Annotated in this window: 26 protein-coding genes; 15 read left to right on the forward strand and 11 right to left on the reverse strand. The window is 63.3% G+C overall.

Annotation, left to right across the window (positions count from 1 at the left end; translation table 11 throughout):
* Positions 1-2 precede the first annotated feature (2 nt).
* Both AB0I57_RS18835 and paaZ read right to left on the reverse strand, forming a co-directional pair.
* On the reverse strand, positions 3-320 hold the full coding sequence (locus AB0I57_RS18835; RefSeq protein ID WP_358338641.1) for an EthD family reductase: 318 nt from the start codon (positions 318-320) through the stop codon (positions 3-5).
* Positions 317-2,356 carry a phenylacetic acid degradation bifunctional protein PaaZ gene (paaZ, locus tag AB0I57_RS18840; protein WP_358338644.1) on the reverse strand — a complete coding sequence of 680 codons (2,040 nt, stop codon included), beginning with the start codon at positions 2,354-2,356 and terminating at the stop codon, positions 317-319. Before paaZ ends, AB0I57_RS18835 begins: the two co-directional genes overlap by 4 nt.
* 220 nt (positions 2,357-2,576) lie before the next feature.
* Here paaZ and AB0I57_RS18845 point away from each other — a divergent pair, with 220 nt between their 5' ends.
* From AB0I57_RS18845 to AB0I57_RS18890, 10 genes are all read left to right on the forward strand, one after another.
* Complete coding sequence (locus AB0I57_RS18845) at positions 2,577-3,302, forward strand: enoyl-CoA hydratase/isomerase family protein (RefSeq protein WP_358338647.1); 726 nt, start codon at positions 2,577-2,579, stop codon at positions 3,300-3,302.
* Entirely contained in the window at positions 3,299-4,153 is an 855-nt protein-coding gene (locus tag AB0I57_RS18850) for a 3-hydroxyacyl-CoA dehydrogenase family protein (protein WP_358338650.1), read from the forward strand. Before AB0I57_RS18845 ends, AB0I57_RS18850 begins: the two co-directional genes overlap by 4 nt.
* Before the next feature lie 82 nt (positions 4,154-4,235).
* Entirely contained in the window at positions 4,236-5,024 is a 789-nt protein-coding gene (locus tag AB0I57_RS18855; protein ID WP_358338653.1) for an enoyl-CoA hydratase-related protein, read from the forward strand.
* 84 nt (positions 5,025-5,108) lie between these two features.
* The gene (gene paaA, locus AB0I57_RS18860; RefSeq protein ID WP_358338656.1) at positions 5,109-6,062 is read left to right on the forward strand and encodes a 1,2-phenylacetyl-CoA epoxidase subunit PaaA; all 954 of its coding nucleotides are present in this window, start codon (positions 5,109-5,111) and stop codon (positions 6,060-6,062) included.
* Entirely contained in the window at positions 6,059-6,364 is a 306-nt protein-coding gene (paaB, locus tag AB0I57_RS18865; protein WP_358338659.1) for a 1,2-phenylacetyl-CoA epoxidase subunit PaaB, read from the forward strand. The genes paaA and paaB overlap by 4 nt, the downstream gene beginning before the upstream one ends.
* Before the next feature lie 51 nt (positions 6,365-6,415).
* Entirely contained in the window at positions 6,416-7,333 is a 918-nt protein-coding gene (gene paaC, locus AB0I57_RS18870) for a 1,2-phenylacetyl-CoA epoxidase subunit PaaC (protein ID WP_358338662.1), read from the forward strand.
* 1 nt (position 7,334) lies between these two features.
* Positions 7,335-7,850 (forward strand): 1,2-phenylacetyl-CoA epoxidase subunit PaaD, encoded by a 516-nt coding sequence (gene paaD, locus AB0I57_RS18875; protein WP_358338665.1) that lies wholly within the window; start codon positions 7,335-7,337, stop codon positions 7,848-7,850.
* A 2-nt stretch (positions 7,851-7,852) separates the two neighbouring features.
* Entirely contained in the window at positions 7,853-8,950 is a 1,098-nt protein-coding gene (gene paaE / locus AB0I57_RS18880; RefSeq protein WP_358338668.1) for a 1,2-phenylacetyl-CoA epoxidase subunit PaaE, read from the forward strand.
* Positions 8,951-9,356: 406 nt separating this feature from the next.
* On the forward strand, positions 9,357-9,899 hold the full coding sequence (locus tag AB0I57_RS18885) for an HNH endonuclease (protein WP_358338671.1): 543 nt from the start codon (positions 9,357-9,359) through the stop codon (positions 9,897-9,899).
* A gap of 29 nt (positions 9,900-9,928) precedes the next feature.
* Positions 9,929-10,201, forward strand: coding sequence for a WhiB family transcriptional regulator (locus AB0I57_RS18890; RefSeq protein WP_358338674.1), 273 nt, complete (start codon positions 9,929-9,931; stop codon positions 10,199-10,201).
* 70 nt (positions 10,202-10,271) lie between these two features.
* Here AB0I57_RS18890 and AB0I57_RS18895 read toward each other — a convergent pair whose 3' ends face one another.
* From AB0I57_RS18895 to AB0I57_RS18915, 5 genes are all read right to left on the reverse strand, one after another.
* On the reverse strand, positions 10,272-10,640 hold the full coding sequence (locus AB0I57_RS18895; RefSeq protein ID WP_358338677.1) for an antibiotic biosynthesis monooxygenase: 369 nt from the start codon (positions 10,638-10,640) through the stop codon (positions 10,272-10,274).
* Positions 10,641-10,981: 341 nt separating this feature from the next.
* Positions 10,982-11,836 (reverse strand): fumarylacetoacetate hydrolase family protein, encoded by an 855-nt coding sequence (locus tag AB0I57_RS18900; protein ID WP_358338682.1) that lies wholly within the window; start codon positions 11,834-11,836, stop codon positions 10,982-10,984.
* A 33-nt stretch (positions 11,837-11,869) separates the two neighbouring features.
* Positions 11,870-12,604: an SDR family oxidoreductase gene (locus AB0I57_RS18905; protein ID WP_358338685.1), complete on the reverse strand. Its 735-nt coding sequence runs from the start codon at positions 12,602-12,604 to the stop codon at positions 11,870-11,872.
* A gap of 22 nt (positions 12,605-12,626) precedes the next feature.
* Positions 12,627-13,661: a mannonate dehydratase gene (locus AB0I57_RS18910; RefSeq protein ID WP_358338688.1), complete on the reverse strand. Its 1,035-nt coding sequence runs from the start codon at positions 13,659-13,661 to the stop codon at positions 12,627-12,629.
* Between the two features lie 49 nt (positions 13,662-13,710).
* Complete coding sequence (locus tag AB0I57_RS18915; RefSeq protein WP_358338691.1) at positions 13,711-14,442, reverse strand: GntR family transcriptional regulator; 732 nt, start codon at positions 14,440-14,442, stop codon at positions 13,711-13,713.
* Between the two features lie 47 nt (positions 14,443-14,489).
* Between AB0I57_RS18915 and AB0I57_RS18920 the strand changes: the two genes are divergently transcribed.
* From AB0I57_RS18920 to AB0I57_RS18935, 4 genes are all read left to right on the forward strand, one after another.
* On the forward strand, positions 14,490-15,299 hold the full coding sequence (locus AB0I57_RS18920) for an SDR family oxidoreductase (RefSeq protein WP_358338694.1): 810 nt from the start codon (positions 14,490-14,492) through the stop codon (positions 15,297-15,299).
* A gap of 10 nt (positions 15,300-15,309) precedes the next feature.
* Positions 15,310-16,164: an SMP-30/gluconolactonase/LRE family protein gene (locus tag AB0I57_RS18925; RefSeq protein ID WP_358338697.1), complete on the forward strand. Its 855-nt coding sequence runs from the start codon at positions 15,310-15,312 to the stop codon at positions 16,162-16,164.
* Positions 16,165-16,239: 75 nt separating this feature from the next.
* Positions 16,240-17,484 (forward strand): AGE family epimerase/isomerase, encoded by a 1,245-nt coding sequence (locus AB0I57_RS18930; RefSeq protein WP_358338700.1) that lies wholly within the window; start codon positions 16,240-16,242, stop codon positions 17,482-17,484.
* A 182-nt stretch (positions 17,485-17,666) separates the two neighbouring features.
* Entirely contained in the window at positions 17,667-18,674 is a 1,008-nt protein-coding gene (locus AB0I57_RS18935) for an NADP-dependent oxidoreductase (protein ID WP_358338703.1), read from the forward strand.
* A gap of 4 nt (positions 18,675-18,678) precedes the next feature.
* Here the strand turns inward: AB0I57_RS18935 and AB0I57_RS18940 are convergent, their stop codons facing one another.
* The 4 genes from AB0I57_RS18940 to AB0I57_RS18955 are packed head-to-tail and all read right to left on the reverse strand — an operon-like array spanning position 18,679 to position 23,486.
* Positions 18,679-20,073, reverse strand: a complete 1,395-nt coding sequence (locus tag AB0I57_RS18940) for an FGGY family carbohydrate kinase (protein ID WP_358338706.1) — start codon at positions 20,071-20,073, stop codon at positions 18,679-18,681.
* Entirely contained in the window at positions 20,073-20,993 is a 921-nt protein-coding gene (locus AB0I57_RS18945) for a carbohydrate kinase (RefSeq protein ID WP_358338709.1), read from the reverse strand. The genes AB0I57_RS18940 and AB0I57_RS18945 overlap by 1 nt, the downstream gene beginning before the upstream one ends.
* Positions 20,990-22,471: a mannitol dehydrogenase family protein gene (locus AB0I57_RS18950; protein WP_358338711.1), complete on the reverse strand. Its 1,482-nt coding sequence runs from the start codon at positions 22,469-22,471 to the stop codon at positions 20,990-20,992. The genes AB0I57_RS18945 and AB0I57_RS18950 overlap by 4 nt, the downstream gene beginning before the upstream one ends.
* A 10-nt stretch (positions 22,472-22,481) precedes the next feature.
* Positions 22,482-23,486, reverse strand: a complete 1,005-nt coding sequence (locus tag AB0I57_RS18955) for an NAD(P)-dependent alcohol dehydrogenase (protein ID WP_358338766.1) — start codon at positions 23,484-23,486, stop codon at positions 22,482-22,484.
* 152 nt (positions 23,487-23,638) lie between these two features.
* Here AB0I57_RS18955 and AB0I57_RS18960 point away from each other — a divergent pair, with 152 nt between their 5' ends.
* On the forward strand, positions 23,639-24,661 hold the full coding sequence (locus tag AB0I57_RS18960) for a sugar-binding domain-containing protein (RefSeq protein WP_358338714.1): 1,023 nt from the start codon (positions 23,639-23,641) through the stop codon (positions 24,659-24,661).
* Positions 24,662-24,672 lie beyond the last annotated feature (11 nt).

A 24,672-nucleotide genomic window follows, 5' to 3' on the forward strand; every position in this document is an offset into this window, starting at 1 on the left:
TCCTACTGGTTGTAGACGGATTCTTCGTCCTGGACGTACATGGTCACGCCGCCCGTGGCGAAGTTCGGGACATCTGCCCTGGCCTGTTTCATTTCGTCCGACGCAAGTGCGGACTGCATGGTCGCGGAATCGGGAAAGTGGAGGGACGCGATCGCGTAGTACGGAGGTTCGCTTCCATCGAGTGTGCTGCATTTGCCCCAGGTGTAGTCCGAAAGCCCGGGCGTCTTCCTGGCGATCGGAATGTGGATGTCACGATAGTGGGCATCGAACTTGTCCGGGTCCTCGGGACGTCCGTAGCAGACGACGATCTTGACGCTCATGCTTTGTCTCCTTTGGCGACGAGTGTGAGCACATCGTATGTCGCGACGGGATCGCCGTTTTGGTTGATCACCAACGCATCCCAACGCACCTCGCCGTAGTCGGCGCTGCTGCGCGGAGTGATGAGCTTGGCGGTCAGGGTGACGGTGAGGCTGTCGTCGGCCTTGACCGGGGTGAGGAACCGCAGATTGTCGACGCCGAAGTTGGCAAGGACCGGACCCGGATTCGGCTCGACGAACAGTCCGGCGGCGAGAGAGACCACCAGGTATCCGTGGGCGACGATGCCGCCGAAGAGAGGGTTCGCTGCTGCGGCCTCGGGATCTGTGTGCGCATAGAACGTGTCACCCGTGAACTCCGCGAAGTGGTCGATGTCGGCACGGGTGACCTGCCGGGGTCCGCCGACGATCGTGTCGCCGATCCGCAACTGTGCGAGGTTCTTCCGGAATGGGTGAATTCCGTCGTCGTTGCGTTGCGAACCGGTGACCCAGCGGTTCCCCACTGCGGTCAGGATGTCGGGGGTGGCTTGAACGGCGGTTCGCTGCATGTGGTGCAGGACGCCGCGGATGCCGCCGAGTTCCTCACCGCCACCAGCACGTCCGGGTCCACCGTGCACGAGGACGGGGAGGGGTGAGCCGTGCCCGGTGGACTCCTTCGCGTCGTCGCGGTTGAGGACGAGAACGCGACCATGGAACGGCGCGAGGCCAACGACGATGTCGCGGGCGAGGCTCGAATCCCGAGTGACCAGCGAGGCCACCAGGCTGCCCTTGCCGCGCGCCGCGAGTTCGACCGCCTCGTCGGTGTTGCTGTACCCCATTACCGTGCTGACGGGGCCGAACGCCTCGATTTCGTGGGGCTCGGCGGCGGCATTGTCGTCGCAGCGCAGGAGGATAGGGGGAAGGAACGCGCCTACCGACTTGTCGGCTCCTACGACCTCGAAGTTCTCGGGGTCGCCGATCACGATTCTCGCCGACTTGGTCAGGTCACGAAGGGATTTGAGTACTTCGTCGCGCTGAGAAAGACTGGCGAGCGCACCCATCGTGACACCGTCGGCGTCCGGCGCGCCGACTACGACGCGAGACAGTCGCGCCTCGGCCGCAGTGATGATGTCGTCCATCAACGTGTCCGGGACGATGGCGCGTCGGATGGCTGTGCACTTCTGACCCGCCTTAGCTGTCATTTCGGTGACGAGTTGATCGACGAACAGGTCGAATTCCTCGCTGCCTGAAGTGACGTCCGAGCCCAGAATCGACGCATTGAGCGAATCGGCCTCGGCGTTGAAATGAACGCCTTCGTGGGTCACGTTCGGGTGGGCACGCAGCGCCGCGGCGGTGTCGGCCGATCCGGTGAACGCCACGGAATCCTGACCGCCCAGGTGGTCGAGCAGGCCCCGGGCGCTGCCCGAGAGCAACTGTATGGAGCCGTCCGGCAGCAGTCCGGACTCGATGATGCGACGGAACACGAGCTCGGTGAGGTAGGCGGTTTGGCTCGCGGGCTTGACGATCGAGGGAACACCCGCGATGAACGCCGGCGCAAGTTTCTCGAGGAAGCCCCACACCGGAAAGTTGAAGGCGTTGATCTGCACCGCGACACCACGGCGGGAGGTGTAGATGTGCTGACCGACGAACGTTCCCTTCTTCCCCAGGGATTCGATCGTGCCGTCGAGGTAGACGGTTTCGTTGGGCAGCTCGCGCCGAGCCTTGCTCGCGTAGCTGAGCAGTGTGCCGAAGCCGCCGTCGATGTCGATGCCGGAGTCGCGCTTGGTGGCGCCAGTGGCGGTGGACAGCGCATAGAACTCGTCCTTGCCTGCCATGAGCGTCAGAGCGAGCGCTTTGAGGGCAGCTGCCCGCTCATGGAAGGTCATCTTCGCCAGCGCAGGTCCGCCCACCTCACGGGCGTAGGTGACCATTTCGCCGAGGTCCAGACCGGTCGCGGAGATTCGCGCCACCTCGGAGCCGTCGACTGCGCTCAGCAGTGGCGTTCCCTTGTCGGGCGCGGCGTACCAGCGTCCGGCGACGTAGCTTTCCAGTAGCTTGCTCACGACAACTCCGTTCACCGTACGTTCGGTCGGTTACCAGAATCGTTGCAGTCGTTGCCGACTGTCAAGGGTGATGGGCAAGGGCGAAATTCCATCCCACTATTGCGTACCTACCGAAAATTCGGTTATGAATGGAAGTAGCCGCCGCTAAGGAGAAGGCCGTGCGTGGAGTGTTTCCGGTGGACGGGCCGACTGGCCCGATCGCGATGTCGGTGGGGGCGCCGTGACGACGCTGAAGATCGCCGACCTCGACGACCGAATGGTGGTGACGCTCGACCGTCCGGCCCGGCGAAACGCAATCAACGCCGAGATGATCGACGAACTGCACGAGGTGTGTGCGGCGCTGGAGGCGACACCCAAGCCGATGCTGTTGCTCGGTGGGGGTGACCACTTCGCGGCGGGAGCCGACATCGGAGAACTGCGTGCGCGCGGCCGCGACGAAGCACTCGCCGGTATCAATCGCAATCTCTTCGACCGTATCGCCGGGCTGCCGATGCCCACTGTCGCGGCGGTCAGTGGCTACGCACTCGGCGGCGGTGCGGAACTGTCCTACGCTTGCGACATTCGTATCGCCACCGAGACCGCCGTCTTCGGCAATCCCGAGCCCGGACTGGGCATCATGGCTGCGGCCGGGGCCAGCTACCGACTACCGGAACTGGTGGGTAAGTCCGTCGCCAAGCAGGTACTCCTCGGCGGACGCAACCTCGATGCACAGGACGCGCTGCGCCTTGGTCTCGTCATGAGTGTGGTCGCTCCGGGAGAGCACATCGTCGCCGCTCACCAGGTCATCGACCGCATCACCGGATGGGCGCCGCTGGCGCTGAAGTTCACCAAGATGATCGTCGACGCTCCCGGCTCTCACCCGTTCGCAAACGACATCGCCCAAGCGGTGCTGTTCGAAAGCCGCGACAAGCACGACCGCATGACCGCATTCCTGGAGAAGAGATGACAAGACAAGTTCCCGAGAGGGTAGGCGTTGTCGGCGGTGGTCGCATGGGTGCCGGAATAGCACAGGTATTTGCGACGCTCGGATCTGTCGTTTCCGTTGCCGAGACCGGTGACCAGCAGGCCGTACTCATCCGCGTCTCGGATGGACTCGACCGCGCGCACGAGCGCGGCAAGCTCGGTGACGCCGACCCAGCGGTCGTCCTGTCTCGCGTCGGTGTCGTCGGTGCACCCGATGCCTGGCCCCCCGCTCTGGATCTGGTGGTCGAAGCAGTGCCCGAATCGCTGGATCTCAAACTCCGCGTACTCGCACTCGTGGAGAAGGCGGTTGACGCGTCGACCGTGATCGCGAGCAACACCAGTTCGATCTCCATTGCCGCCCTCGGCGCTGCGCTGGACGATTCTTCACGGCTGATCGGTATGCACTTCTTCAACCCGGTTCCCGCGTCGAGGCTCGTCGAGATCATCCGTACTCCAGCGACCGATGCCTGGGTGGTCGACCGCGTCCGAGGTTGGGTGTCGCTGCTCGACAAGAGTGAGGTGCTGGTCAACGACTCCCCGGGATTTGCCACCAGCCGCCTCGGCGTATGCCTTGGGCTGGAGGCGATCCGGATGCTCGAGGAAGGCGTTGCGGATGCCGAATCCATAGATCGTGCAATGGAGCTGGGATACCGGCACCCGATGGGACCGCTGCGCTCCACGGATCTGGTCGGGCTCGACGTGCGGCTCGCGATCGCCGAACACCTCACGAAGAAACTGGGTGACCGCTTCGCACCTCCGGCGCTGCTGCGGGAAAAGGTTGAGCGAGGCGAACTCGGCCAGAAGACGGGTCAGGGGTTCTTCACCTGGCCTTGACCGCCTGGCCGAACGGCTGAACAACTCGCCGGCGCAGCGGTGCTGAACGGCCGCCATCACAATCAGCAGGAGGCACACTCTCATGAGCACTGACAATGTCGGACTTTCCCTGGACAGAGGACTGGCCACCATCACGTTGCGCCGCGGCGGCGCGTCGAACGCACTCGACCGCGCGGTGAAGGAACAGTTGCTCACGGCAGTGGAGAAGGTCTCCGCCGACGACAGTGTGCGGGCTGTGCTCTTGGAAGCCGAAGGAAAGAACTTCTGTGTGGGCCAGGATCTGGCAGAGCATGTGGCCGGATTGGAAGCTGACGCCGCTCACGCGATGGACACGGTCGGCGAGCACTACAACCCGCTGCTGCGAGCGCTGGCCGGAGTCCGTGTGCCAGTCGTCGTTGCGATCAACGGGGCGTGTGTGGGCGCCGGACTCGGTATCGCTCTCGCGGGTGACATCCGAGTGGCCGGTACGGGTGCCAAATTCGCGACGGCCTTCACCGGCATCGCCTTGGCCGGCGATTCGGGGCTGAGCCACACTCTGGTGCAGGCCGTGGGCCCTAGTCGGGCGACCGGGTTGATGATGCTCGGTGACCGGTTCACCGCGGCCGAAGCGCTCGACTGGGGTCTGGTGCATCGCGTAGTTCCCGACGCGGAACTGGGCGATGCCGCCACGACACTCGCACGGCAACTCGCCGACGGTCCCACCGCCGCGTATGTGCAGGTCAAAATGTTGGTCTCGGCTGAGGCCGCGGGGTTACTCGATGCGCTGGAGCGAGAACGCGCGGCAGCGGAACTGCTCGGGGGGTCGAGGGATCACCGCAGCGCAGTCGACGCATTTCTCGCGAAGCGCATACCCGAATTCGAAGGCCGCTGAGTCGATTCGTATCCGCCCTTGTGCGGGTGCATACCGCGGTGCATACTCGATACCAACCGATCATTCGGTAATAGAGGTAGGACAATGACCACGTCACAAGCTCCGACGGAGCTGCAAACGCTCTTCGAAGACACCATCGCGGCTGACCAGCGGGTCGAGCCGAGAGACTGGATGCCCGACGGCTACCGCAAGACGCTGATCCGGCAGATCGCCCAGCACGCACACTCGGAAATCATCGGCATGCAACCCGAGGGCAACTGGCTCACCCGGGCGCCGTCGCTGCGGCGCAAGGCGATCCTGATGGCGAAGGTCCAGGACGAGGCAGGCCACGGTTTGTATCTCTACTCGGCGGCCGAGACGCTTGGAGCCGACCGCGCCGACCTCACCGAGAAACTGATCGACGGCAAGCAGAAGTATTCTTCGATATTCAACTATCCGACGCTCACCTACGCCGACGTGGGGGTCATCGGCTGGCTGGTCGACGGTGCCGCAATCTGCAATCAAGTTCCTCTGTGCCGCAGTTCTTTCGGTCCGTACGCCCGGGCGATGATTCGGGTATGCAAGGAGGAGTCCTTTCATCAACGTCAGGGCTTCGAGTTGCTGATGACGATGATGCGCGGGACCGACGCGCAGCGGGAGATGGTGCAGGATTCCGTGAACCGCTGGTGGTGGCCGTCTCTGATGATGTTCGGGCCACCGGACGACCAGTCGCCCAACTCCGCGCAGTCGATGAAGTGGCGGATCAAACGGCACACCAATGACGAACTCCGTCAGCGGTTCGTCGACATGTCTGTCCCACAGGCCGAGGCGCTGGGTGTGACGGTCCCGGACCCGGACCTCGAGTGGAACCCCGAGCGCGACTCCTACGACTTCGGAGAGCCCGACTGGAGCGAGTTCGAGCGGGTGATCAAGGGCAACGGAGCAACAAGCGTCGAACGCATCGCCAACCGGCGGGCAGCGCACGAGAACGGAGCGTGGGTACGAGAGGCAGCGACCGCCTTCGCGCGCCGAGAGGCGAGGAAGGGGAACACACAATGAACCCGGACGACACCGCGGTGCGCGCGGAATGGCCGCTGTACGAGGTGTTCCTGCGCGGTAAGCGCGGACTCAACCACGTGCACGTCGGCTCGCTGCATGCGGCTGATGACGAGATGGCGTTGCGTCACGCCCGCGACGTCTACACGCGGCGAAACGAGGGCGTGAGCATCTGGGTGGTGCGGTCTAGCTCGATCGTGGCCTCCAGCCCGGCGGAGAAGGATCCCTACTTCGCGCCGAGCGGTGACAAGGTGTATCGCCACCCCACCTTCTACGAGATACCCGACAACGTTCCCCACATGTGATCCGGCTCCGACTCTTCCGAAGGCTGAAGCGCAAAATCCGAGGATGTACCGATGATCGACCACGACAATGCCTATCAGGACCTCGTCGATGAGGACAGCCACGACCAGTGGGCATTTGGCACCAGCTTCGACGACCCGTTGGCAGGCGTGGATACGACGGTCCCCGAAGATGTCGACCACGCCGCACTGGCCACCTACTGCCTGATGCTCGGGGACGATGCGTTGATCTCCTCTCAGCGTCTGGCCGAGTGGGTCGCTCGCGCACCCGAACTCGAGGAAGAGATGGCGCTGGCGAATATCGGGCTGGACCTGCTCGGTCAGGCGAGGCTGCTACTCGCCCGCGCAGCCGCGGCCGATGAGACCGTGGTTCCTCATATCTCGGATACCTCACCGATTCCCGCCGAAGACGCGCTCGCGTTCTTCCGCGACGAGAACAAGTTTCGCAACACCAGGCTCGCCGAGCTCGACAACGGTGACTTCGCGCGGACGATCACCCGGTTGCTGGTTTTCTCGACCTGGCGGTTGGCTCTGTTCGATCGACTCCGCGCGTCACGAGACCCTGTGCTCGCGGCCGTGGCGGTGAAGGGAATCAAGGAACTGACGTATCACCGCGATTACGCGGCCAGGTGGGCGGTCACGCTCGGCTGCGGAACCACGGAGTCCAAGACGCGCATGGTCGATGCGCTCTCTCGGGTGTGGCCGTATGCCGAGGAACTGTTCGTCCCGTCCGCCGAGGAACTCGCCCTCGCCGAGGTAGGCGTCGGCGTCGACCCGCGGGAGGTGCGTGCGGAATTCGATTCGGTTCTCGAGCAGGTACTGCACACTGCTGAACTCGCCGCCCCCACTGAACGGACTGCAGGCACGGTGGGCGGCAAGGCGGGAAGGCAGGGTCTGCACACCGAGGGTCTCGGATTGCTGCTCGCCGAGATGCAAAGTGTGGCAAGGGCGCATCCGGAGGGAGTGTGGTGAGATGACTGCCGTCGTAGGTCGTGACTCGAGTGCGCGCCGACTTGCGGAGTCGGTTCACGATCCGGAGATGCCGATGCTCACGCTCGCCGATCTCGGTGTACTTCGTGGTGTCGAGGAAGGTACCGACGGATCGGTGGTCGTGACCATTACCCCTACGTACTCCGGGTGCCCGGCCATCGCCACGATGCGTGACGACATCGAGCGAACCTTGAAGGCCGCCGGTTTCTCCGCCGTCGAAGTCAAGACGATGCTGACGCCGCCGTGGAGTACCGACTGGATAAGCGAGGAAGGCCGACGAAAGCTGCGGGAGAACGGCTACTCGACACCGAGCCCGGCGCCACGGCGAACCGCTGGGCCGGTGCCGTTGACGCTGACCGTCAAGCCGCGAGAAGTCACCTGCCCTGTATGTCATTCGGCGAATACTCGTCTCGACTCCGAGTTCGGGTCGACTCTGTGCAAGGCGCTCTACCGATGCATGGACTGCCTCGAGCCCTTCGAACACGTGAAGGAGATCTGACGATGACCACAGCCATCTCCTCGAAATCTGGTGTTGCGGAGCGTAACAGGAAGTTTCATTCGCTGACCGTGGCCGATGTCGAATCCCTTTGTGACGATGCGGTCGCCGTCACGTTCGACGTTCCCGCCGAGCTCGCCGAAGAGTTCACTTTCGCTCCGGGACAGAACCTGACCCTGCGGCGAATGGTCGACGGCGTCGAGCATCGCCGCACGTATTCCATCTGCGCACCTGTCGGATCCGCGCTCCGCGTCGGCGTTCGCGAGGTGAGCAACGGGCTGTTCTCGACCTGGCTGGTGAACCAGGTTCGGCGCGGCGACAAGATCGACGTGCAAGGTCCTTCTGGGCGGTTCGTAGCCGATCCGACCGCCGGGGGCCGTCACATACTGGTGGCGGCAGGTTCGGGGATAACGCCGACACTATCGATAGCGGCGTCAATGCTCGCCAATCCTGAGGCGGAAGTTGTTCTGCTGTATGGTAATCGACGCACACGTTCGGTGATGTTCGCCGAAGAGATCTCGGATCTCAAGGACATGTATGGTTCGCGATTCGACGTCATCCACGTTCTGTCTCGTGAGCCACGGGATGTCGAACTGTTCACCGGCCGTCTCGATGCCAACCGGCTCCGCAAGATCTTTCGTAAGGTGGTGCCGATCTCCGACATCGACCACTTCTGGCTGTGCGGCCCTTACGGGATGGTTACCGACGCCGAGACGGTGCTCGCCGAGCTGGGAATCGACAAGAGCCGAGTCCACCACGAACTCTTCTATGTCGACGACGTTCCCCCGCCCATGGAGACCCACCGCGAACCAGGCATCACCGGACCGAGCAGCGAGGTGACACTGATCCTCGACGGACGCTCGACCACCGCGGCGTTCCCGAGGGATGTAACGATTCTGGACACGTCCGAGGAGCATCGCTCCGACGTACCATTCGCGTGCAAAGGTGGTGTGTGCGGAACCTGCCGCGCCAAGATCACCAGCGGTGAAGTGGATATGCGCCGCAACTACGCCCTCGAGGACTATGAGGTCTCTACCGGTTTCGTCTTGACGTGCCAGAGCTATCCGATCAGCGACACAGTGACTGTCGACTTCGATGCCTGACCATCCCTTGCCTCACTCCCACTCTTGGCCGACGGGCCGACCAGGGAACCTCCGCAAATCAGTTGTGGCCCGCTGAGAAAGTGAGACACTGTTCACCGAGTTCCACTTGGCAAGCAAGCAAAGGAAGGCGGTCGGCGCGATGCGTGCAACGAATTTCTGCATCACACCTACGTGGTTGATGTCGATGCACGCCGCCAGCGGGCGTCAGGAACAATCAGGGTCTCGTGCCCGCGTAACCACGCCAAGCATCCGCTGACGCTCCTACCGGGGGCGTGACCGCTCCGCCTCCACTCGCACAGCACCGATCGGACCGCACCACCGCTCATATGGAGCGCGGTGCACGGAAACGTCACGACCTCGGCTCCTCTTCCCCTTCACACTCAAAGCGAGATGAGGCTCCGTTGTCATGTCCTACCGCCACCCCACCGCGATCACTGCTCGTACCTGGATGAACTGTCAAGTACGGGTACTTAATTCGACGTTCGAGGACTTCGGTGTCGTACCGGCCGCTCGTGCGATCGTGCTCGTCACCGAGGATCTCGTCGTCATAGTCGACGAGTACACCCCTCGTTTCGTCGTGCGCTCCCAGCACGTGGCGGTACCGCTCCCTCGGATCGTGCGACTCGTCGACTATGTCCACACACCGCCCCGCCCGGTCATCGACGATGACACCCGAGCGTGCTTCGCGGCGGTCCTACGGCGAGACCGGTACCGGTGCGCGTATTGCGGCCGCCAAGGCGCGCGGACGGTCGACCACGTGTTTCCCAAGAGCCGTGGTGGTGGTGACACCTACGGCAACCTCGTCGCGGCCTGTGCACGCTGCAACCAGCGCAAAGCCGACCGCACCCCGGAAGAATCCGGCATGCGGATGCTCTGGGTTCCGAGCGCGCCGCGCGAAGACGCGAAGCGGCAGAAGCAGATTTGGCGGGACTTGACACCAATCCACTGACCTGACATGCGCCTCGGAAGGAGGCACCGATGACCGCGATGACGGCCCTGACCGACCTGCTGTCGGCCTCCACCGACAACCGATGGGAAGAGGCTGCTTGCCGGGGCGACGCACACCCCGACCGCTGGTTTCCCGATCCGAGTGAGTCCCTCGACTACGCGGCACACGTGTGTGCGCATTGCCCGATCAAGGACGCGTGCGCCGAATACGCTGCTGCCACCCGGCAGTCTGGTGTGTGGGGTGGTCTCGAGTACCGCCGTGGGACCGTAGTCCGCGGACCGGTAGCGGTGGACTGCGACTGACGCGTGGGGATGGGCTTTTAGGCCTGGAGCGACAGACTTGGAGGCGTACGCCTGATGATGTCGGTGTGTTCTATCGGTCGAACCCTGCTGCGTGAGTGCTGAATTCGGCACCTAGTTGCATCTGTTGGGTTGCCTGTTTCAGCTCGGGGGGTACGTTTCCGAGGAAGAAGAACGGTCCGGGGGTGGCAATCGCGAGTAGCTGAGGGAAGTGCTCTGCCGCGGTGCTTTGCAGGTGGAAGCCCATCGCTGCGGCGTCAGCAAACTCGTCGCGAACATACACGGCGTTGTCCTCTTCGGACACGTAGATATGGACGGCCTCGGCACCCGGCTCGTTCTGCTCCATCGCGGCGGTCACTCTCTCGTATATAGACGCGAGTTCCGCGAGCTTCCCTGGCTGTGCCGTCCACTTGTAGACCACGGTGATGTGTTTGCCGCCCATTCGTTGCTCCTGGTGTCTGGGGCTTTCGAGGGGGAAGAAGCTACCCGTCTGGGCAATTGTTCGGTTACTTGTTTCCACGGTAATCGATCAGGACCTTGGAGTCCTCGCATCGGACAACCCGAAGACCCGATTTCCGGCTCGAGTTCGGATCGCTTCGTAGGGGACACGAGTGAATGTTGTTCGACGTCCTGGCAACCAGGCGTCGGGTTCGGTCTACGGGGTGATTCTCGCGTCGCGGTAGGCCGCGACAACCAGTTGACTGCTGATCGCCCGACCGGAGATACCGGTGGCGCCGATCACGAGCGCCGCACCGGGGGATGATGTCATGGCGACGAGGCCTTCTACGCTCGAGGAGCTCCCGCGGCGGCGAATGTGTGTCGCATGGTCAGGTCACCAACATGACTGACAACTTCATCGTCGGCGGTCAGGAATCGCTTCGGGGTCTGCCCGAGGCCCACGCCCGACGGTGTTCCTGTGAGGATTACGTCGCCGGGGAGGAGAATCACGATTCCGGAAAGATACTCGATCAGTTGTCCGACATCGAAGATGAGGTCGGAGGTCGAGCTGGACTGCATTGTGACTCCGTTGATGTCGCACGACAGTGTGATGTCGTTCGGATCATCGAATTCGTCAGGGGTGACCAGAAGTGGGCCGAGCGGCGTGAATCCCGGAAACGACTTACCGAGATTGAATTGGGGTGTACGTGCGGGACGCATCTGCACATCGCGCGCGGAAAAGTCCTGGGCAGCAGTCACTCCGGCGACGTATGACCATGCATCCGAACGCGAGACATTGTGAGCACGTGCTCCCATGACGATCGCGACCTCGACCTCCCAATCGACCTGATCGGTGGGGAGCCGAATCTCCGTCAAGGCGTTCGTGATCGAGGTCGGGAATTTGGTGAACACCAAGGGGACCTCGGGTGCTGGGAGGCCGGATTCGATCTGATGCTCGCGATAGTTCAGTCCTATGCCGAACACCTGCGGGCGGGGCGGGACTGGCGCCTCTGCTTCCGATTCGTTCAGGGGTGTGTCGCCCTCCGTGGTGTCGTGTGCTGCCCAGTCGCGAAACTGGGCCCATTGTTCGAAGACATCGGCCGCCGTTGGGCCGAACCTACCGTCGCTGGCCTTGTGAACGTCGACCAACGCGTTGTCACGGACGAGTTTGATTCGCCCACCAACTGAAGCGATCCGCATTGTGGTCTTCCTTTCGATCAGATGTATTCGCCGTCAGCCGGCAAGGATTCCGCCGTCAATGACGAGTTCGGCACCCGTGACGAAGGCAGCGTCGTCACTCGCCAGATAGAGCACCGCCTTCGCCACCTCTGTGGGTTCGGCGAGTCGGCCCATCGGCTGCCGAGCAGTGAGCTCCGCGCGGCGGGCGGCAGGATCTTCCGCTTGTTGAAGCAACTGTTCGACCCAAGGTGAATCGACCGTTCCAGGGCATACGCAATTGCAGCGAATGCCGGCGCCCGCCCACTGGACCGCGGCTTGCTTGGTCAAGGTGACCACCGCACCCTTGCTGGCCGAGTAGGAGGCACGATCCCGCAGGCCGATCATTCCCGCCACCGAGGCAGTGTTCACGATGACGCCGAACTCTTGCTCGAGCATGCCAGGGAGAAAGCTCTTCATGCACAGGAATGTTCCCCGTGCGTTCACGGCGAAAACGTGATCCCACTCCTCGACAGTTGCGTCAAGGATGCTGGTGGTCGATCCGATGCCGGCGTTGTTGCACAGGATGTCTACACCACCGAGCAGTTCGTATGCTCTCTTGCGAAGCTGATCGATCTCGTCAGGTGAACTCAGGTCGACTTCTACGGGAAAGGAACCCGGGGGGACGGACCGTGCATTCCTGTCAGCGGCGACCACCTCCGCTCCTTCTTCGAGGAACAATCGTGCGATCTCGAATCCGATTCCTGAGCCCGCACCGGTTACCACAACACGTCGCCCGTCAAATTTGCCCATTTCCGTTCCTTCGAGGTCGAGGTCAGTCGAGGTCGAGCCCGCCCAGCACCCCCTGCAAGTACCCGATCGCGTAGGCCCTGCCGCGGCTGCAGTATGCGGCCGACGACGTATCTCCCCAGGTCGCGATGTCGCCGACCATTGCGGGCACATGGTCGTCGATGAGAAACCCGTCGAAGCCGACGGCGTGAAGTCGGCGAATCACCTGCGATGGGTCGAAGTTGCCTTCACCGAGGAAGCACTCGGCGAAGTTGGGGACGGTTCCCTGCACGTCGCGGAAGTGAACGTAGAAGATGCGCCCCTCCGGCCCGAGTAGGTCGATGACCTGGTTGACGGCATCCTCGCCACCCATCTCGGACACCGTTCCCAGACACAAGTTCAGTCCCCATGCGGGACTTCCATTGGCGCGCCGATGCGCTTCGGCGATTCCCTCGGGAGAAATGAAGATCCGCTCGTGACCTCCCAGGGCGCCGCGCACCGGAGGATCGTCCGGATGAAGTGCCAGGCGGACCCCTTCTTGCTCGGCGACTGGCAGCACCGCGTCCAGAAAGTACTGGTAGTTGTCCCACATTTGCTCGGCATCGAGGACGCCGTCAATCGGTTCGGGGTGGGTCAGCTTGTAGGAAGCGAGCGCGTTTCCGCCCATGGCATCGTTCGCATCGAAGGCCGTAACACCTGCTCCGCCACGGCCTACTGCATTCATGTCGGTCCGCCAGACGTAGGTTGGCAGGAAGTTGAAACCGAGAAGGTCGTATCCGGTCTTTGCCATATTCCGGATCGTTCGCTGATAATTCTCGATCTGTTCGTCACGCCCCGGCAGTCCACGCTGAATCTTCCAAAAATGCTCAGCTGGAACGTTTTCCAGTCCTTCAATACGCAGACCCTGACTGTCGCAGTATTCCCGAAGAGCCTGGAGCTCTTCGATGCCCCAATACTCTTTGTCTGTTGCCAGGTTGCTCGGGGTGTGGAATTGCACGCTCTGCAGTCCCAGTTGGTGTGCGAATTGGGCGACCGTGTCGTCGAATTCGTCGATATGGCCGAGCGATAGCCGGATCGGCATGTTTGATTCTCCTGGGGATCTGAGGGCGCACGACGAGGCTGCGGCCGCGCTATTGATCTGCGAAGTACTGAGGGTGTTCGTGCTGCAGGCGTGGAAGCTGGGTGAGGACTCGTCGGAGGTGGCTGCAGATGACCTTTCGACCGGCGGCAATGTCGCGATTCTTCAGCGCCTCGATGATGGCCGTGTGTTCGGTGATCAATTCGCGGGTGGTCGAATGCTCGGGCAACGTCAGACGACGTAGACGATCGAGTTGTAGTTTCTTCGACTGAACGACCTCCCACGCCCCCGGGTAGCCCGCGAGTTCGAACATCGTGCGGTGCAGTGCCTCGTCGCTGGCGAAGAAGAGTTCCTCGTCGCGGTCTCGAAAGGCCTGTTCCTGCTCTTCTATGAGAGCACTCAGCCTCGCATCATTCGCCGTGGGATTTGCGCATGCGGCCTCGAAGGCGCCTAGCTCGAGGTGTTCACGGATGAACTGTGCCTCGCGGACTTCCGCGGGCCGGATCCGCGCTACCCGGGTGCCGACCTGGGGTGTGACCTGAACCAGACCCGCATCGGCGAGCCGCGCCAGCGCTTCACGCACAGGGGTCCGACTCACGGCGAACTGCTTGGTCAACGCGCTCTCGGATAGCTCGAGGCCGGGAGCGAGGCGCAGATCCCGAATGGCTCCCTGGAGTTCCTGAAAGACGAGGTCTGAAGTGCGCTCACGAGTCGGCCCGCGGTGGATCGGTGGAAGTTCGAGCGCCGAGTCGCCCTGCGCCGGCGATGTGGGAGTCGTGACCATGGAGGAATAGTTGCATACGTCACATCTTGTATGCAAGTATGCAAGTCGTGTCTGAACTAGCAAACAGGACCGCCATCGTCACGGGCGGTACCAGCGGTATCGGCCTGGGAACTGTGGAGCGCCTGCTTGCGCGCGGAGCATCCGTCGCCTTCTGCGGAATCGACGCCGAAGAGGCCGAACAGTCAGCAAAGAGCCTCGTTGCCGATCACGGCGACGACCGGGTCTTCGGGCAGGTTGCGGATGTCACGGATGAGGACGCGGTGCAGCGCTTCGTCGACGACTCTGCGGAGCGGTTCGGCGGCCTCGACATCGTGGTCACAGCTGCGGGTATCCAGACGTACGGCTCTGCCGCCGATACCGACCTTGCTACCTGGGAGCGCACTCTTGCGGTCAACCTCACCGGTTCCTACCTGACCGTCAAACATGCGATTCCCCACCTCCGCCGTCGCGGAGGGGGAGGTTCGATCGTTTTGGTCTCCTCAGCCCAGGCGTTTGTCTGCCAGGACAGAGTGTCTTCCTATACGGCCAGCAAGGGTGCGATCAACGCTCTCGCCCGGTCCATCGCCATCGATGAGGCGCGGCACGGAATCCGTGCAAATGCGGTCTGCCCCGCAGGCGTCGACACCCCGATGCTGCGCGCCAGCGCGCGCCAGTTTTCCGATGGCACGCCGACCGGCGAGCAAGAGCTTGTCGACCAGTGGGGGGCAGTGCATCCGCTGGGTCGTGTTGCGCAGCCCTCCGAGATCGGCGAGGTCATCGCGTTCCTGTCCAGCGAGCGGGCAAGCTTCGTCACCGGCATCTCGCTGCCCGTCGACGGTGGACTGCTTGCGGGAATAGCCGTAGCCCTCCCGGAATAGTCGAGTCCCGATGCGTGTCAACACTTTTGCGGATGCCGATGCTCATGTCGGCGAAGGTCCGGTGTGGGACGACCGCACCGGAGTGCTTCACTGGGTAGACATTTTTCGAGGTCGAGTTCATACAACCGACTTCGAGACTCGGAAGACAGCGACGCTTACGGTGGGCACCACCGTCGGTGCTGTTGCACCCCGCTCGACGGCAAGCGGCTACGTCGCCGCGATCGGTGAAGGGTTCGGTGTCATCGCCGCCGACGGCGGACTGGAGATCACGAACGCATTCCTCCCCGGCGATACGCGGATGAACGATGCCAAGTGCGACGCGAGGGGCCGGCTGTGGGCCGGTAGCTGTGCGCTCGACTTCACGGCAGGCCGTGGCGCTCTGCACGTTCTCGACACCGACTTCACCACTCGTACCGTCCTCGACGGCTGGACCCTACCGAACGGGCTCGGGTGGAGTCCCGAAGCAGACTTGTTCTACCTGGTGGACAGTCTCGAACGGTCGATCTCGGTCTGGGACTACGACCTTGAATCGGCGAGCCTCTCGAACCACCGGATCCTGACGACTTTCGGTATCGAGGAAGGCCTGCCTGACGGTCTGTCCGTCGACACGAACGGGAATGTATGGGTGGCGATGTGGGGAGGAGGCCGCGTCGTCCAGTTGTCTCCCGAGGGACGCAAGCTCGAATCTGTCGAACTGCCGGTGCAGCAGCCGTCTTCCTGCGCGTTCGCCGGAGCGCAGCGGGACACCCTTGTCGTGACGTCGGCCCGCCAGGCTCTTGCTCGACCGGCCGCGATCGACGGATCGGTGCTTGCTCTCCACGACACCGGATCATGCGGCACCGACGTTGCGTTCTTCGGTGGCTGAAGCCGCAAGCATTTTGCCGCAAAGGGACTGAGGAGTAGCGACACAGATCTTCGGACTGGAAGGACAGATACGGCAATGGGCTCGAATCCAGATCTTCACAACATGGCCGATACGGTGTATGACGACACCTGGCTCAGGAACGAAACCCACAGGCTCCTCGATTTCGGGATCCGCTCGGCTCAGCCAGGCCGGGGATTCAGCTGGCTCGATGAGCGGGGCAACGTGAGCCGCGATATGCCTGTGTACACATGGCTGACTTGCCGGATGACGCATGTCTATTCGATTGGCGCTCTGTTTCGGCACTCTCGAGCCTCAGATATGGCCGGAATCGGAGTCGACGCCTTGCGAACAACCCTGCATGACGATGAGCACGGAGGCTGGTTCACGTTCGTCTCCGACAGCCAGGAATCCCCCGAGATGAAGGACGCCTACGATCAGGCCTTCGTCCTCCTGGCCGCATCGAGCGCAGTCGTGGCAGACATCCCCGGAGCACGGGAGTTGCTCGACGACGCAACATCGGTCTTCGACGAACATTGGTGGGACCAATCCGCTGAACTGGTGGTCGACCGCATAAGCCGCGACTGGACAAAGACTGATGCCTACCGCGGCGCGAATGCGAACATGCATACCGTCGAAGCGCTTCTCGCTGTCGGCGACGTGACCGGTGACCGAGTCCACCATGACAGGGCTCTCGCAATTACCCGCCGACTGGTGCACGAGTTCACCCGAAACAATGCATGGCTCATGCCTGAGCACTTCGACGAGAACTGGACGCCGCAACTCGAGTACAACAAGGAATTGCCCGCGGACGTCTTCCGCCCGTACGGGGTCACCATCGGTCATCTGCTCGAGTGGTCCAGATTGTGTCTGCACGTGCACGCGACACTCGGCGACAGTGCTCCGCACTGGCTGGTGACCGACGCTGAGGCACTCTTCGACCTCGCGATGGAGAGTGGGTGGTGCGCCGACCAACTGCCGGGATTCATCTACACGATGGACTGGCAGAGAGAACCGGTGGTCGTGACGCGACTACACTGGGTGATCGCCGAGGCCATCTCGGCAGCTGCTGCATTGAACACCGTTACCGAGGACGCGAAGTACGCGCGCTGGTACAACACGTTCTGGGATTACGCGGAAACGCATTTCATCGATCGAGTCAACGGCTCTTGGCACCATGAACGCACACCAGAAGGTGGGCCCGCCAGCACGGTGTGGTCCGGAAAGCCGGACATCTATCATGCGCTGCAGGCGACCCTCATCCCACGGGCACCTCTTGCCCCAAGCCTCGCGACTGCGCTGTCGATGGAACGAAAAACCTGATGACGGCTCGGGGTCCCAGGTTCGGGTATTCGCCGGGTACGGGTATTCGTCGCACCACCCCAAGCTGCGATAAGTGCTATGCGGCAGTGCTCGTGCCCTGGTCGAACGTGCGAAGTGCGTGAGTGAGTGCGGCGGACAGTGAAACGGCTAGTTCGGAAAGAGAAGGATCGAAAGGAAGCACCGTGACCTCCAGCACTCAGATTCAATTGATCAACCGGCCAGTGGGGTGGCCGACCCAGGACGACTTCCGCACCGTCGTCGTCGACTTGCCTGACCTCGCACCCGATCAGGTGCGTGTGGCCAACGAGTACACCTCCGTCGATCCCTACATGCGCGGACGGATGAACGACCGGGAGTCGTACATTCCGCCCTTCGCGCTCGAGGAGACGATGACCGGCGGCGCCGTCGGGCGCGTCACCGAATCAACTGCTGCCACCCATCCGGTTGGTTCGGTCGTCATGCACGACCTCGGTTGGCGGGACGTCGCGCAGGGTGACGCCAAGGCATTCCGCGTAGTAGAGGAGATCCCGGGCGTGCCGATCTCCGCATATCTGGGGATCCTCGGGCTCACCGGTCTGACGGCATACGTCGGACTGATGCGTATCGCGCATCTCAAGATCGGCGAGTCCGTCTTCGTCTCCGGTGCGGCTGGTGCGGTAGGAACGGCGGCTGGGCAGATTGCCCGGTTGGAGGGAGCATCCCGCGTGATCGGATCCGCCGGGAGCGCGGAGAAGGTTGCGTTGCTGACCGAGAAGTACGGTTTCGCCGCCGCCTTCGACTACAAGCAGGCGCCGGTGCGTGAGCAGTTGGCCGGGGTCGCCGGCGACGGCATCGATGTCTACTTCGACAACGTCGGCGGTGACCACCTCGAGGCCGCGCTCGATGTGCTGAAGCCAGGTGGCCGTGCCGCGTTGTGCGGCGCCATCTCCGTGTACAACGCCACAGACCCGACGCCCGGCCCCGACAACATGGTGAACATCATCGGCCGCAGCCTCACCCTCCAGGGCTTCACGCTCGGCAACTACACACACATCTTCCCCGAGTTCATCGCCAAGATGGGCCCGTGGCTGGCGTCCGGCGAGGTGGTCCACGATGAGACCGTCGTCGATGGCATCGAGAACTCGGTCGACGCGTTGCTTCAGCTCATGCGCGGCGCGAATGTGGGGAAGATGCTCGTCCGCGCGTCCTGATCGGTTAGGAGTCCGTGAGATCGCGGACCTCGGAATACCGCAGGCGCACAGCGGGTACCGGGTCCGCCTCGTATAGGTCGGCTGGTGCCTGTCTCCACTCGGGCGGTTCCGGGGTACCGGCGAGTGTCCAGGCGGCTTGACGGCCCGCACCGATGGCGACGTACTCCGCGGGCCGCGGTACCAGGACCGGTGCCCCGAAGACGGTGGGCGCGAGTTTGCACAGTGCCTGTGAGCGGGCACCGCCGCCGACCAGGAGGATGCGTCGCACCGTCACGTTCTGTGCGGCCAGGTGATCGATGCCTTCCGCGAGCCCGCACAGCAGACCCTCGATCGCGGCGCGGGCGAGGTGCGCGGGTGTCGAGTTGGCAAGGCGTAGTCCGTGCACGGACGCGGTGGCACGAGGGCGATTGGGGGTGCGTTCGCCCTCGAGATACGGGACCATCACCAAACCTTCACTGCCGCAAGGCGCAGAGAGCGCAAGCCGTGACAACTCATCGTGATCGACGCCCAACAGCGATGCCGTCGCGTCGAGTACTCGGGCCGCGTTGAGGGTGCACACGAGTGGCAGTTGACGTCCGGTGGCGTCGGCGAAGCCTGCGACGAAACCTCCGGGATCGTTCGGGGGTGTCGCCGACACCGCCGACACGACACCCGACGTTCCCACCGACACGACGACGTCGCCCTCCCTGGCATCGAGAGCAAGTGTGGCAGCTGCGTTGTCACCGCTTCCCGGACCCAGTGCCGCACCCCAACGGGTTTCCCCGATCTGTTCGGCGGGTCCGGCAACACGTGGCAATTCGGCCGTGCGCCCTCTCAACGCAAGGGAGAGAAGGTCGGGCCGGTAGGAATCCGTTGCGGCAGAGAAGTATCCGGTACCACTGGCATCGCCGCGATCCGTTGACAAGGTGCTCGGATCGGCAGCGCCCGCAAGTTGCCAACCGAGCCAGTCGTGCGGCAGGCACACTACGGTCGTCCGGTCGGCGTTCTCAGGTTCGAAATCGGCGAGCCACCGCAGCTTGCTGATCGTGATCGAGGCGACTGGCACAACGCCGACTGCTTCCGCCCATGAACCTGCTCCACCGAGGTCGTCCACCAACTCCGCTGCAGCATCGGCCGAGCGAGTATCGTTCCACAACAATGCCGGACGCACGACAGACGATGTGTCATCGAGACACACCATGCCGTGTTGTTGTGCCGCGACGGATACCGCGGCGACGTCGTCCAATCCACCTGCCGCCGCAATCGCGGTGTCGAGAGCCTTCGCCCATTCCTGCGGAGCGACCTCGGTGGCGTCCGGATGCGACGCTCTACCTTCGCGGACAGTTTCTCCGGTGTCGGACTCGCAGACGATCACCTTGCAAGCCTGGGTCGACGAGTCGATGCCTGCCACGAGGGTCATCAAAGCTCCTCAGTTGCTCGGTCGAGCGCTTCGCGGGTGGGAAGATCAGCGCCCGGTCGTGTCACGGTAAGTGCCGAGACCAGCGTGGCGTCGTCGAGCACGTCACGCAATTCGTCCGGTTCAATCGCGTGCAGGGCCTCGCGACTCTCAGCGCCGAGGAACCCATGTGACCAGAATCCGTCGAGTAGCCCGGCCATGAACGCGTCACCCGCGCCGACGGTGTCGATCACTTCGACCGCGGGTGCTGCGACCTCGACGGCCCCTCTGGGGCAGACCGCGAACGCGCCCTCGGCCCCCTTGGTCACCACGACTGTCGCGGGCCCGCGGCAGAGCCACGCGAGCGCGATGTCCTCGGTGTCCCGATCCGGGTCGTACCACTGCAGGTCTTCCTCGCTGGCCTTGACGATGTCGGCCATCGACACCAAATGTTCGATGCGTGCCCGTGCCCGCGCGGAATCAGCGATCAATGTCGGCCGCACATTGGGGTCGAAACTGATCGTTGCGTAGGGGCGCCGTCGCGCGAGCATGTCCGCCACAACGTCACAGCCCGGTTCCATGACGGCGGCAATGGAGCCCGTGTGTACCAGATGAGGAGAGCAAGTAGTGCTGGGCGTGGGCAGGTCCCACTGGATGTCGAATTCGTAAGTGGCTTTCCCCGTCGCTTCGACAGTCGCGTGGGCGGTTGCGGTCCGCTGTGCGCAAATGCTGCCGGGCTCCAAAGTCACTCCCGAACGGTCGAGATGCCGGGCGATCCAGCGGCCGCGTGGATCGTCGCCGATCTGGGTGACGAACTCGACCGTGCGTCCCAGCCGGCCGAGACCGACCGCAACGTTGAGGGGGCTTCCCCCGACATACTCGGCGGAGTCGCCGTCACCTCTTGTGACGACGTCGACCAGTGCTTCTCCGATGACCAGGCTCATGTCCGCGCCTTCTGACGCATTGCCTCGAGCGTCGCGCGTGCGCCGACCCGGTGCAGCGAATCGAGAGCCCACAGATAGGCCTCGGCGAACCGGGGATCATCAGCCAGATCGCCGAACAGGGAACGATTCTCGATGAAGGCTGCGGGGTTTTCGAGCTGGCTGCGCGCGATGGGAACCAGAGAATCCTTCAGCGGATCGACTATGTCGATGACATCTCCGTTCTCGTCGACGGCTTCCGCGTATCGCGCCCAGCTCGCGACGATCGCAGCCGACAAGTGGACGGGGCGATCGGACTCGAGATTCTCGCGGATGACGGGCAGCAGCCACTTCGGGAGACGGTCGGACCAGTCGGTGCAGCACCTGGCAAGGGTGTCACCGATTTCGGGGTTCGAGAACCGGGCGATGGTTGTGCGTTTGTACTCGTCGAGGTCGACACCTGGCAACGGCCGGAGGGTTGGCGTGGCCTCGTCGTCCATGTAAGCCAGTACGAATTCGGCGAACAGCGGATCCTGGGCGACGTCGTGTATCAGCCGGTAGCCGGCCAGGTACCCGAAGCATCCGAGAGCCAGGTGACCGGAGTTGATCAGTCGCAGCTTCATCAACTCGTGCGGTACCACGTCATCGACGATCTGGACTCCGACGTCCTCGTACCGGGGACGGCCGAGGGCAAAGGAATCTTCGAGTGCCCACGAGGTGAACGGCTCGGTCGCGACCGGCCACTGATCGTCGACGCCGAACCGGGAGGACAGCGATTCGATCAACTCGTCAGTGGTGACAGGCGTGATCCGGTCGACCATCGAGTTGGGGAACGAGGTCTCGGTCCGCATCCAGTCGGCGAGTTCGGGATCTTTCAGTTCCGCGTATGCGAGGAACATCCTGCGGGTCACCGAACCGTTGCCCTCGAGGTTGTCGCAGGACATGATGGTCGGCGATGGGATGCCACGGGCGCGGCGGCGGGCGAGTGCCTCGGTGACGAGCCCGAACACGGTTCGCGGCACCGCGCCGTCGGCCAGATCGTGTGCGATGTCCGGGTTATTGGCATCGAACTCGCCGGTGTCGCGGGTGGTGTTGTAGCCACCCTCGGTGATGGTGAGCGAGACGATCCGAGTGGAGGGCGCCGCGATCTTCTCGATGACAGCTTCGGGATCGTCGGGGGCGAAGAGATAGTCGACGATCGAGCCGATGACGCTGACCTCCCACGTGCTGTCGGGATGGCGCACGGCGAGGGAGTACAGGCAGTCCTGCGCGTCGAGCACGTCCCTCATCCGCCGATCACCGGGCAGAACGCCGACGCCGCAGATTCCCCACTCGAGTGCCTCGCCGCGGCGCATCAGTTTGTCGACATACATCGCCTGGTGCGCACGATGAAAGCCGCCGACACCGAAGTGCACTATCCCGACGGTGATGTCGTTCCGGTCGTAGGTCGGTACCTTGACGGTGTCGTCGAACTTCCTCAGTGTCTGAGCGTTGAGCTGCATCGGTCTCTTCTCATTCCTGCACGCGAACGACGGCCTTGAGACTGCCGGGCGTTCGGTCTGCGTTCAGCGCCTGCTCTGTTTCGGCGAGCGGAAATCGTTTGGTGACCATGGAATCGAGGTCTACCCGCCCGGACCGTTCGAGGGAGATCGCCGTCTGCCAGGTGTTGGCGTAGCGAAATACCCCGGTCAGCACCAGCTCCCGGTTCTGGATTGTCTGGACTGGCAGTGTCATTTCCGTGGCGCCCATGCCGACGAGGACGACTGTGCCCGCGGGGCGGACGGCCTCGATTCCGGCCGCCACGGCGCTTGGGGCGCCGGAGGCGTCGACGAAGGCGTCCACGTGGAGTCCGGCGACATCGTGCTCGCGCGGATCCAGAACGGAAGATGCTCCGAATTTTGTTGCCATTTCGCGTCTTCGCGGTTCGAGATCCGAGACGATGACCTCGGTCGCCCCGAACGCGAGGGCGGACTGCAACGTGGCGATGCCGATCGGTCCCGCACCCGCGACGAGAACGCGAGAACCGGCCGATACTCGGGCTTTCCTGTTGGCGGCGATGGCTACCGACAATGGCTCGCACAGAGCCGCCGCGTCGTCGGACATATCGTCAGGGATTGCATGCGCGAATCCCGATCCGATGGTCACATATTCGGCCAGCGCCCCGTCGATCGGTGGCGCCGCAAAGAACTGCATGTGTGGGCAGAGGTGGTATAGACCTCGCCGTGATTCTTCACTCGAGGGATCGGGACGCTGTGGCTCGATAGACACCCTTTGTCCGATTCTGTCCGCAGCCACGCCGGGGCCCACAGCGACGATGGTGCCCGACGACTCGTGGCCCAGAACGACCGGTCGATCGACGACGAGATCGCCGATGCGGCCCTCGCGGTAGAAGTGCGTGTCGGACCCGCAGATCCCCACTGACGCCACTTTCACCAGCACATCGCCGGGACCCGGGGTAGGGACGGCGCGTTCCTGCATCTCTATTCGACCGGGCTCGAGAAGCACGCTCGCCCGCATCGTCGATGGGATACCCGCAGAAACTGTTGTGTGGATCACAGGCCGATGCTAACGTGCTGAGCGGATGAACGCATCGTGAGCATTTGCTCACGGATTCTCGGGGTTCCGGCTACCGAGGTTTGCCGGCACCGAAATCGTGCCTAGGAGAAGCAGTGACATCCTCCGAATCGACGGCTACACCACCGTCTCCAACTGGTGGGTCACCGCCGTCGACGGCTGAGGATTTGCGCCTGGCTTTGCGCGCGGCAACGCTGTACTACGTCGATCGGCTGACCCAGGCGGACGTCGCTGCTCGACTCGGTGTCTCCCGACCCACGGCAGGTCGACTCCTCACCCGCGCCCGCACCCAGGGGTTGGTGCGGATCGAGGTGCAAGTGCCCACACATCTGCGCGAGGCTCTGTGCTCGGATGAAGAACGCGCCCTGGAAGAGAGGTTCGGACTGGTTGAGGCCGTGATCGTCGCCGATTCGGTCGGTCACGCGGCTGCAGCAGACGGCTACCGCACTTTTTCGGGGATGGGGCGTGCCGCCGCATCGCTGGTCGCCCGCCGGATTCGGGAAGGGGACACACTCGGGTTCACCTGGGGTCCGGAGACCGTTGCTATTGCGAAAGGTCTGCCGTCGGGTGTGGCCAGGTGTGCCTCTGTTGTGCAACTCGACGGCTCGGTGAGCGGGATCAACTATCAGACCGGTGTCGAGTATGTTCTCGGCACCTGTGCAGAGAAGCTGCAAGCCAACCCGATTCGGCTTCCCGTTCCGCTTTATGCGGACCCATCCACCGCCGCGTCCATGCGTAGCGATTCGGTGATCTCGCGTGCTCTGGAAGTGGGGCGGACGGCCGACATGATGCTGTTCGGTGCAGGCGCGGTGTCGACGTGGACCACTCTGTTCGAAGGCAGTTTTCTCGATACGGACATGCTTTCCGACCTCGTCGATCTCGACGCGGTCGGCGAGGTCGGCGGCCGATTCTTTCGAATCGACGGGACCGAGGTGCGGAGCGAGCTGGACGAGCGAGCCATGTCGGTTCCGCTGGAAGACATCCGAGCCTGCGAGGGCTCGATCCTCATCACCGGCGGGGCCACCAAGTACCAAGCAGCACTCGGAGCCCTGCGCGGCGGGCTGGCCAAGATGCTGGTCTGCGACATCGGTTGTGCGCGTTGGCTACTCAGCCGGTAGTGCCACACAGG

It is taken from the genome of Rhodococcus sp. NPDC049939, assembly GCF_040656415.1.
In the GTDB taxonomy this organism is placed as follows: Bacteria; Actinomycetota; Actinomycetes; order Mycobacteriales; family Mycobacteriaceae; genus Rhodococcus_F.

Excerpts from the sequence above, each read along its gene's own strand:
- AB0I57_RS18835 (WP_358338641.1), bottom strand. The coding sequence starts at position 320 with ATGAGCGTCAAGATCGTCGTCTGCTACGGACGTCCCGAGGACCCGGAC.
- AB0I57_RS18850 (WP_358338650.1), top strand. The coding sequence starts at position 3,299 with ATGACAAGACAAGTTCCCGAGAGGGTAGGCGTTGTCGGCGGTGGTCGC.
- AB0I57_RS18855 (WP_358338653.1), top strand. The coding sequence starts at position 4,236 with ATGAGCACTGACAATGTCGGACTTTCCCTGGACAGAGGACTGGCCACC.
- paaA (WP_358338656.1), top strand. The coding sequence starts at position 5,109 with ATGACCACGTCACAAGCTCCGACGGAGCTGCAAACGCTCTTCGAAGAC.
- paaB (WP_358338659.1), top strand. The coding sequence starts at position 6,059 with ATGAACCCGGACGACACCGCGGTGCGCGCGGAATGGCCGCTGTACGAG.
- paaC (WP_358338662.1), top strand. The coding sequence starts at position 6,416 with ATGATCGACCACGACAATGCCTATCAGGACCTCGTCGATGAGGACAGC.
- paaD (WP_358338665.1), top strand. The coding sequence starts at position 7,335 with ATGACTGCCGTCGTAGGTCGTGACTCGAGTGCGCGCCGACTTGCGGAG.
- paaE (WP_358338668.1), top strand. The coding sequence starts at position 7,853 with ATGACCACAGCCATCTCCTCGAAATCTGGTGTTGCGGAGCGTAACAGG.
- AB0I57_RS18885 (WP_358338671.1), top strand. The coding sequence starts at position 9,357 with ATGTCCTACCGCCACCCCACCGCGATCACTGCTCGTACCTGGATGAAC.
- AB0I57_RS18890 (WP_358338674.1), top strand. The coding sequence starts at position 9,929 with ATGACCGCGATGACGGCCCTGACCGACCTGCTGTCGGCCTCCACCGAC.
- AB0I57_RS18895 (WP_358338677.1), bottom strand. The coding sequence starts at position 10,640 with ATGGGCGGCAAACACATCACCGTGGTCTACAAGTGGACGGCACAGCCA.
- AB0I57_RS18900 (WP_358338682.1), bottom strand. The coding sequence starts at position 11,836 with ATGCGGATCGCTTCAGTTGGTGGGCGAATCAAACTCGTCCGTGACAAC.
- AB0I57_RS18905 (WP_358338685.1), bottom strand. The coding sequence starts at position 12,604 with ATGGGCAAATTTGACGGGCGACGTGTTGTGGTAACCGGTGCGGGCTCA.
- AB0I57_RS18910 (WP_358338688.1), bottom strand. The coding sequence starts at position 13,661 with ATGCCGATCCGGCTATCGCTCGGCCATATCGACGAATTCGACGACACG.
- AB0I57_RS18915 (WP_358338691.1), bottom strand. The coding sequence starts at position 14,442 with ATGGTCACGACTCCCACATCGCCGGCGCAGGGCGACTCGGCGCTCGAA.
- AB0I57_RS18925 (WP_358338697.1), top strand. The coding sequence starts at position 15,310 with ATGCGTGTCAACACTTTTGCGGATGCCGATGCTCATGTCGGCGAAGGT.
- AB0I57_RS18930 (WP_358338700.1), top strand. The coding sequence starts at position 16,240 with ATGGGCTCGAATCCAGATCTTCACAACATGGCCGATACGGTGTATGAC.
- AB0I57_RS18940 (WP_358338706.1), bottom strand. The coding sequence starts at position 20,073 with ATGACCCTCGTGGCAGGCATCGACTCGTCGACCCAGGCTTGCAAGGTG.
- AB0I57_RS18945 (WP_358338709.1), bottom strand. The coding sequence starts at position 20,993 with ATGAGCCTGGTCATCGGAGAAGCACTGGTCGACGTCGTCACAAGAGGT.
- AB0I57_RS18950 (WP_358338711.1), bottom strand. The coding sequence starts at position 22,471 with ATGCAGCTCAACGCTCAGACACTGAGGAAGTTCGACGACACCGTCAAG.
- AB0I57_RS18955 (WP_358338766.1), bottom strand. The coding sequence starts at position 23,486 with ATGCGGGCGAGCGTGCTTCTCGAGCCCGGTCGAATAGAGATGCAGGAA.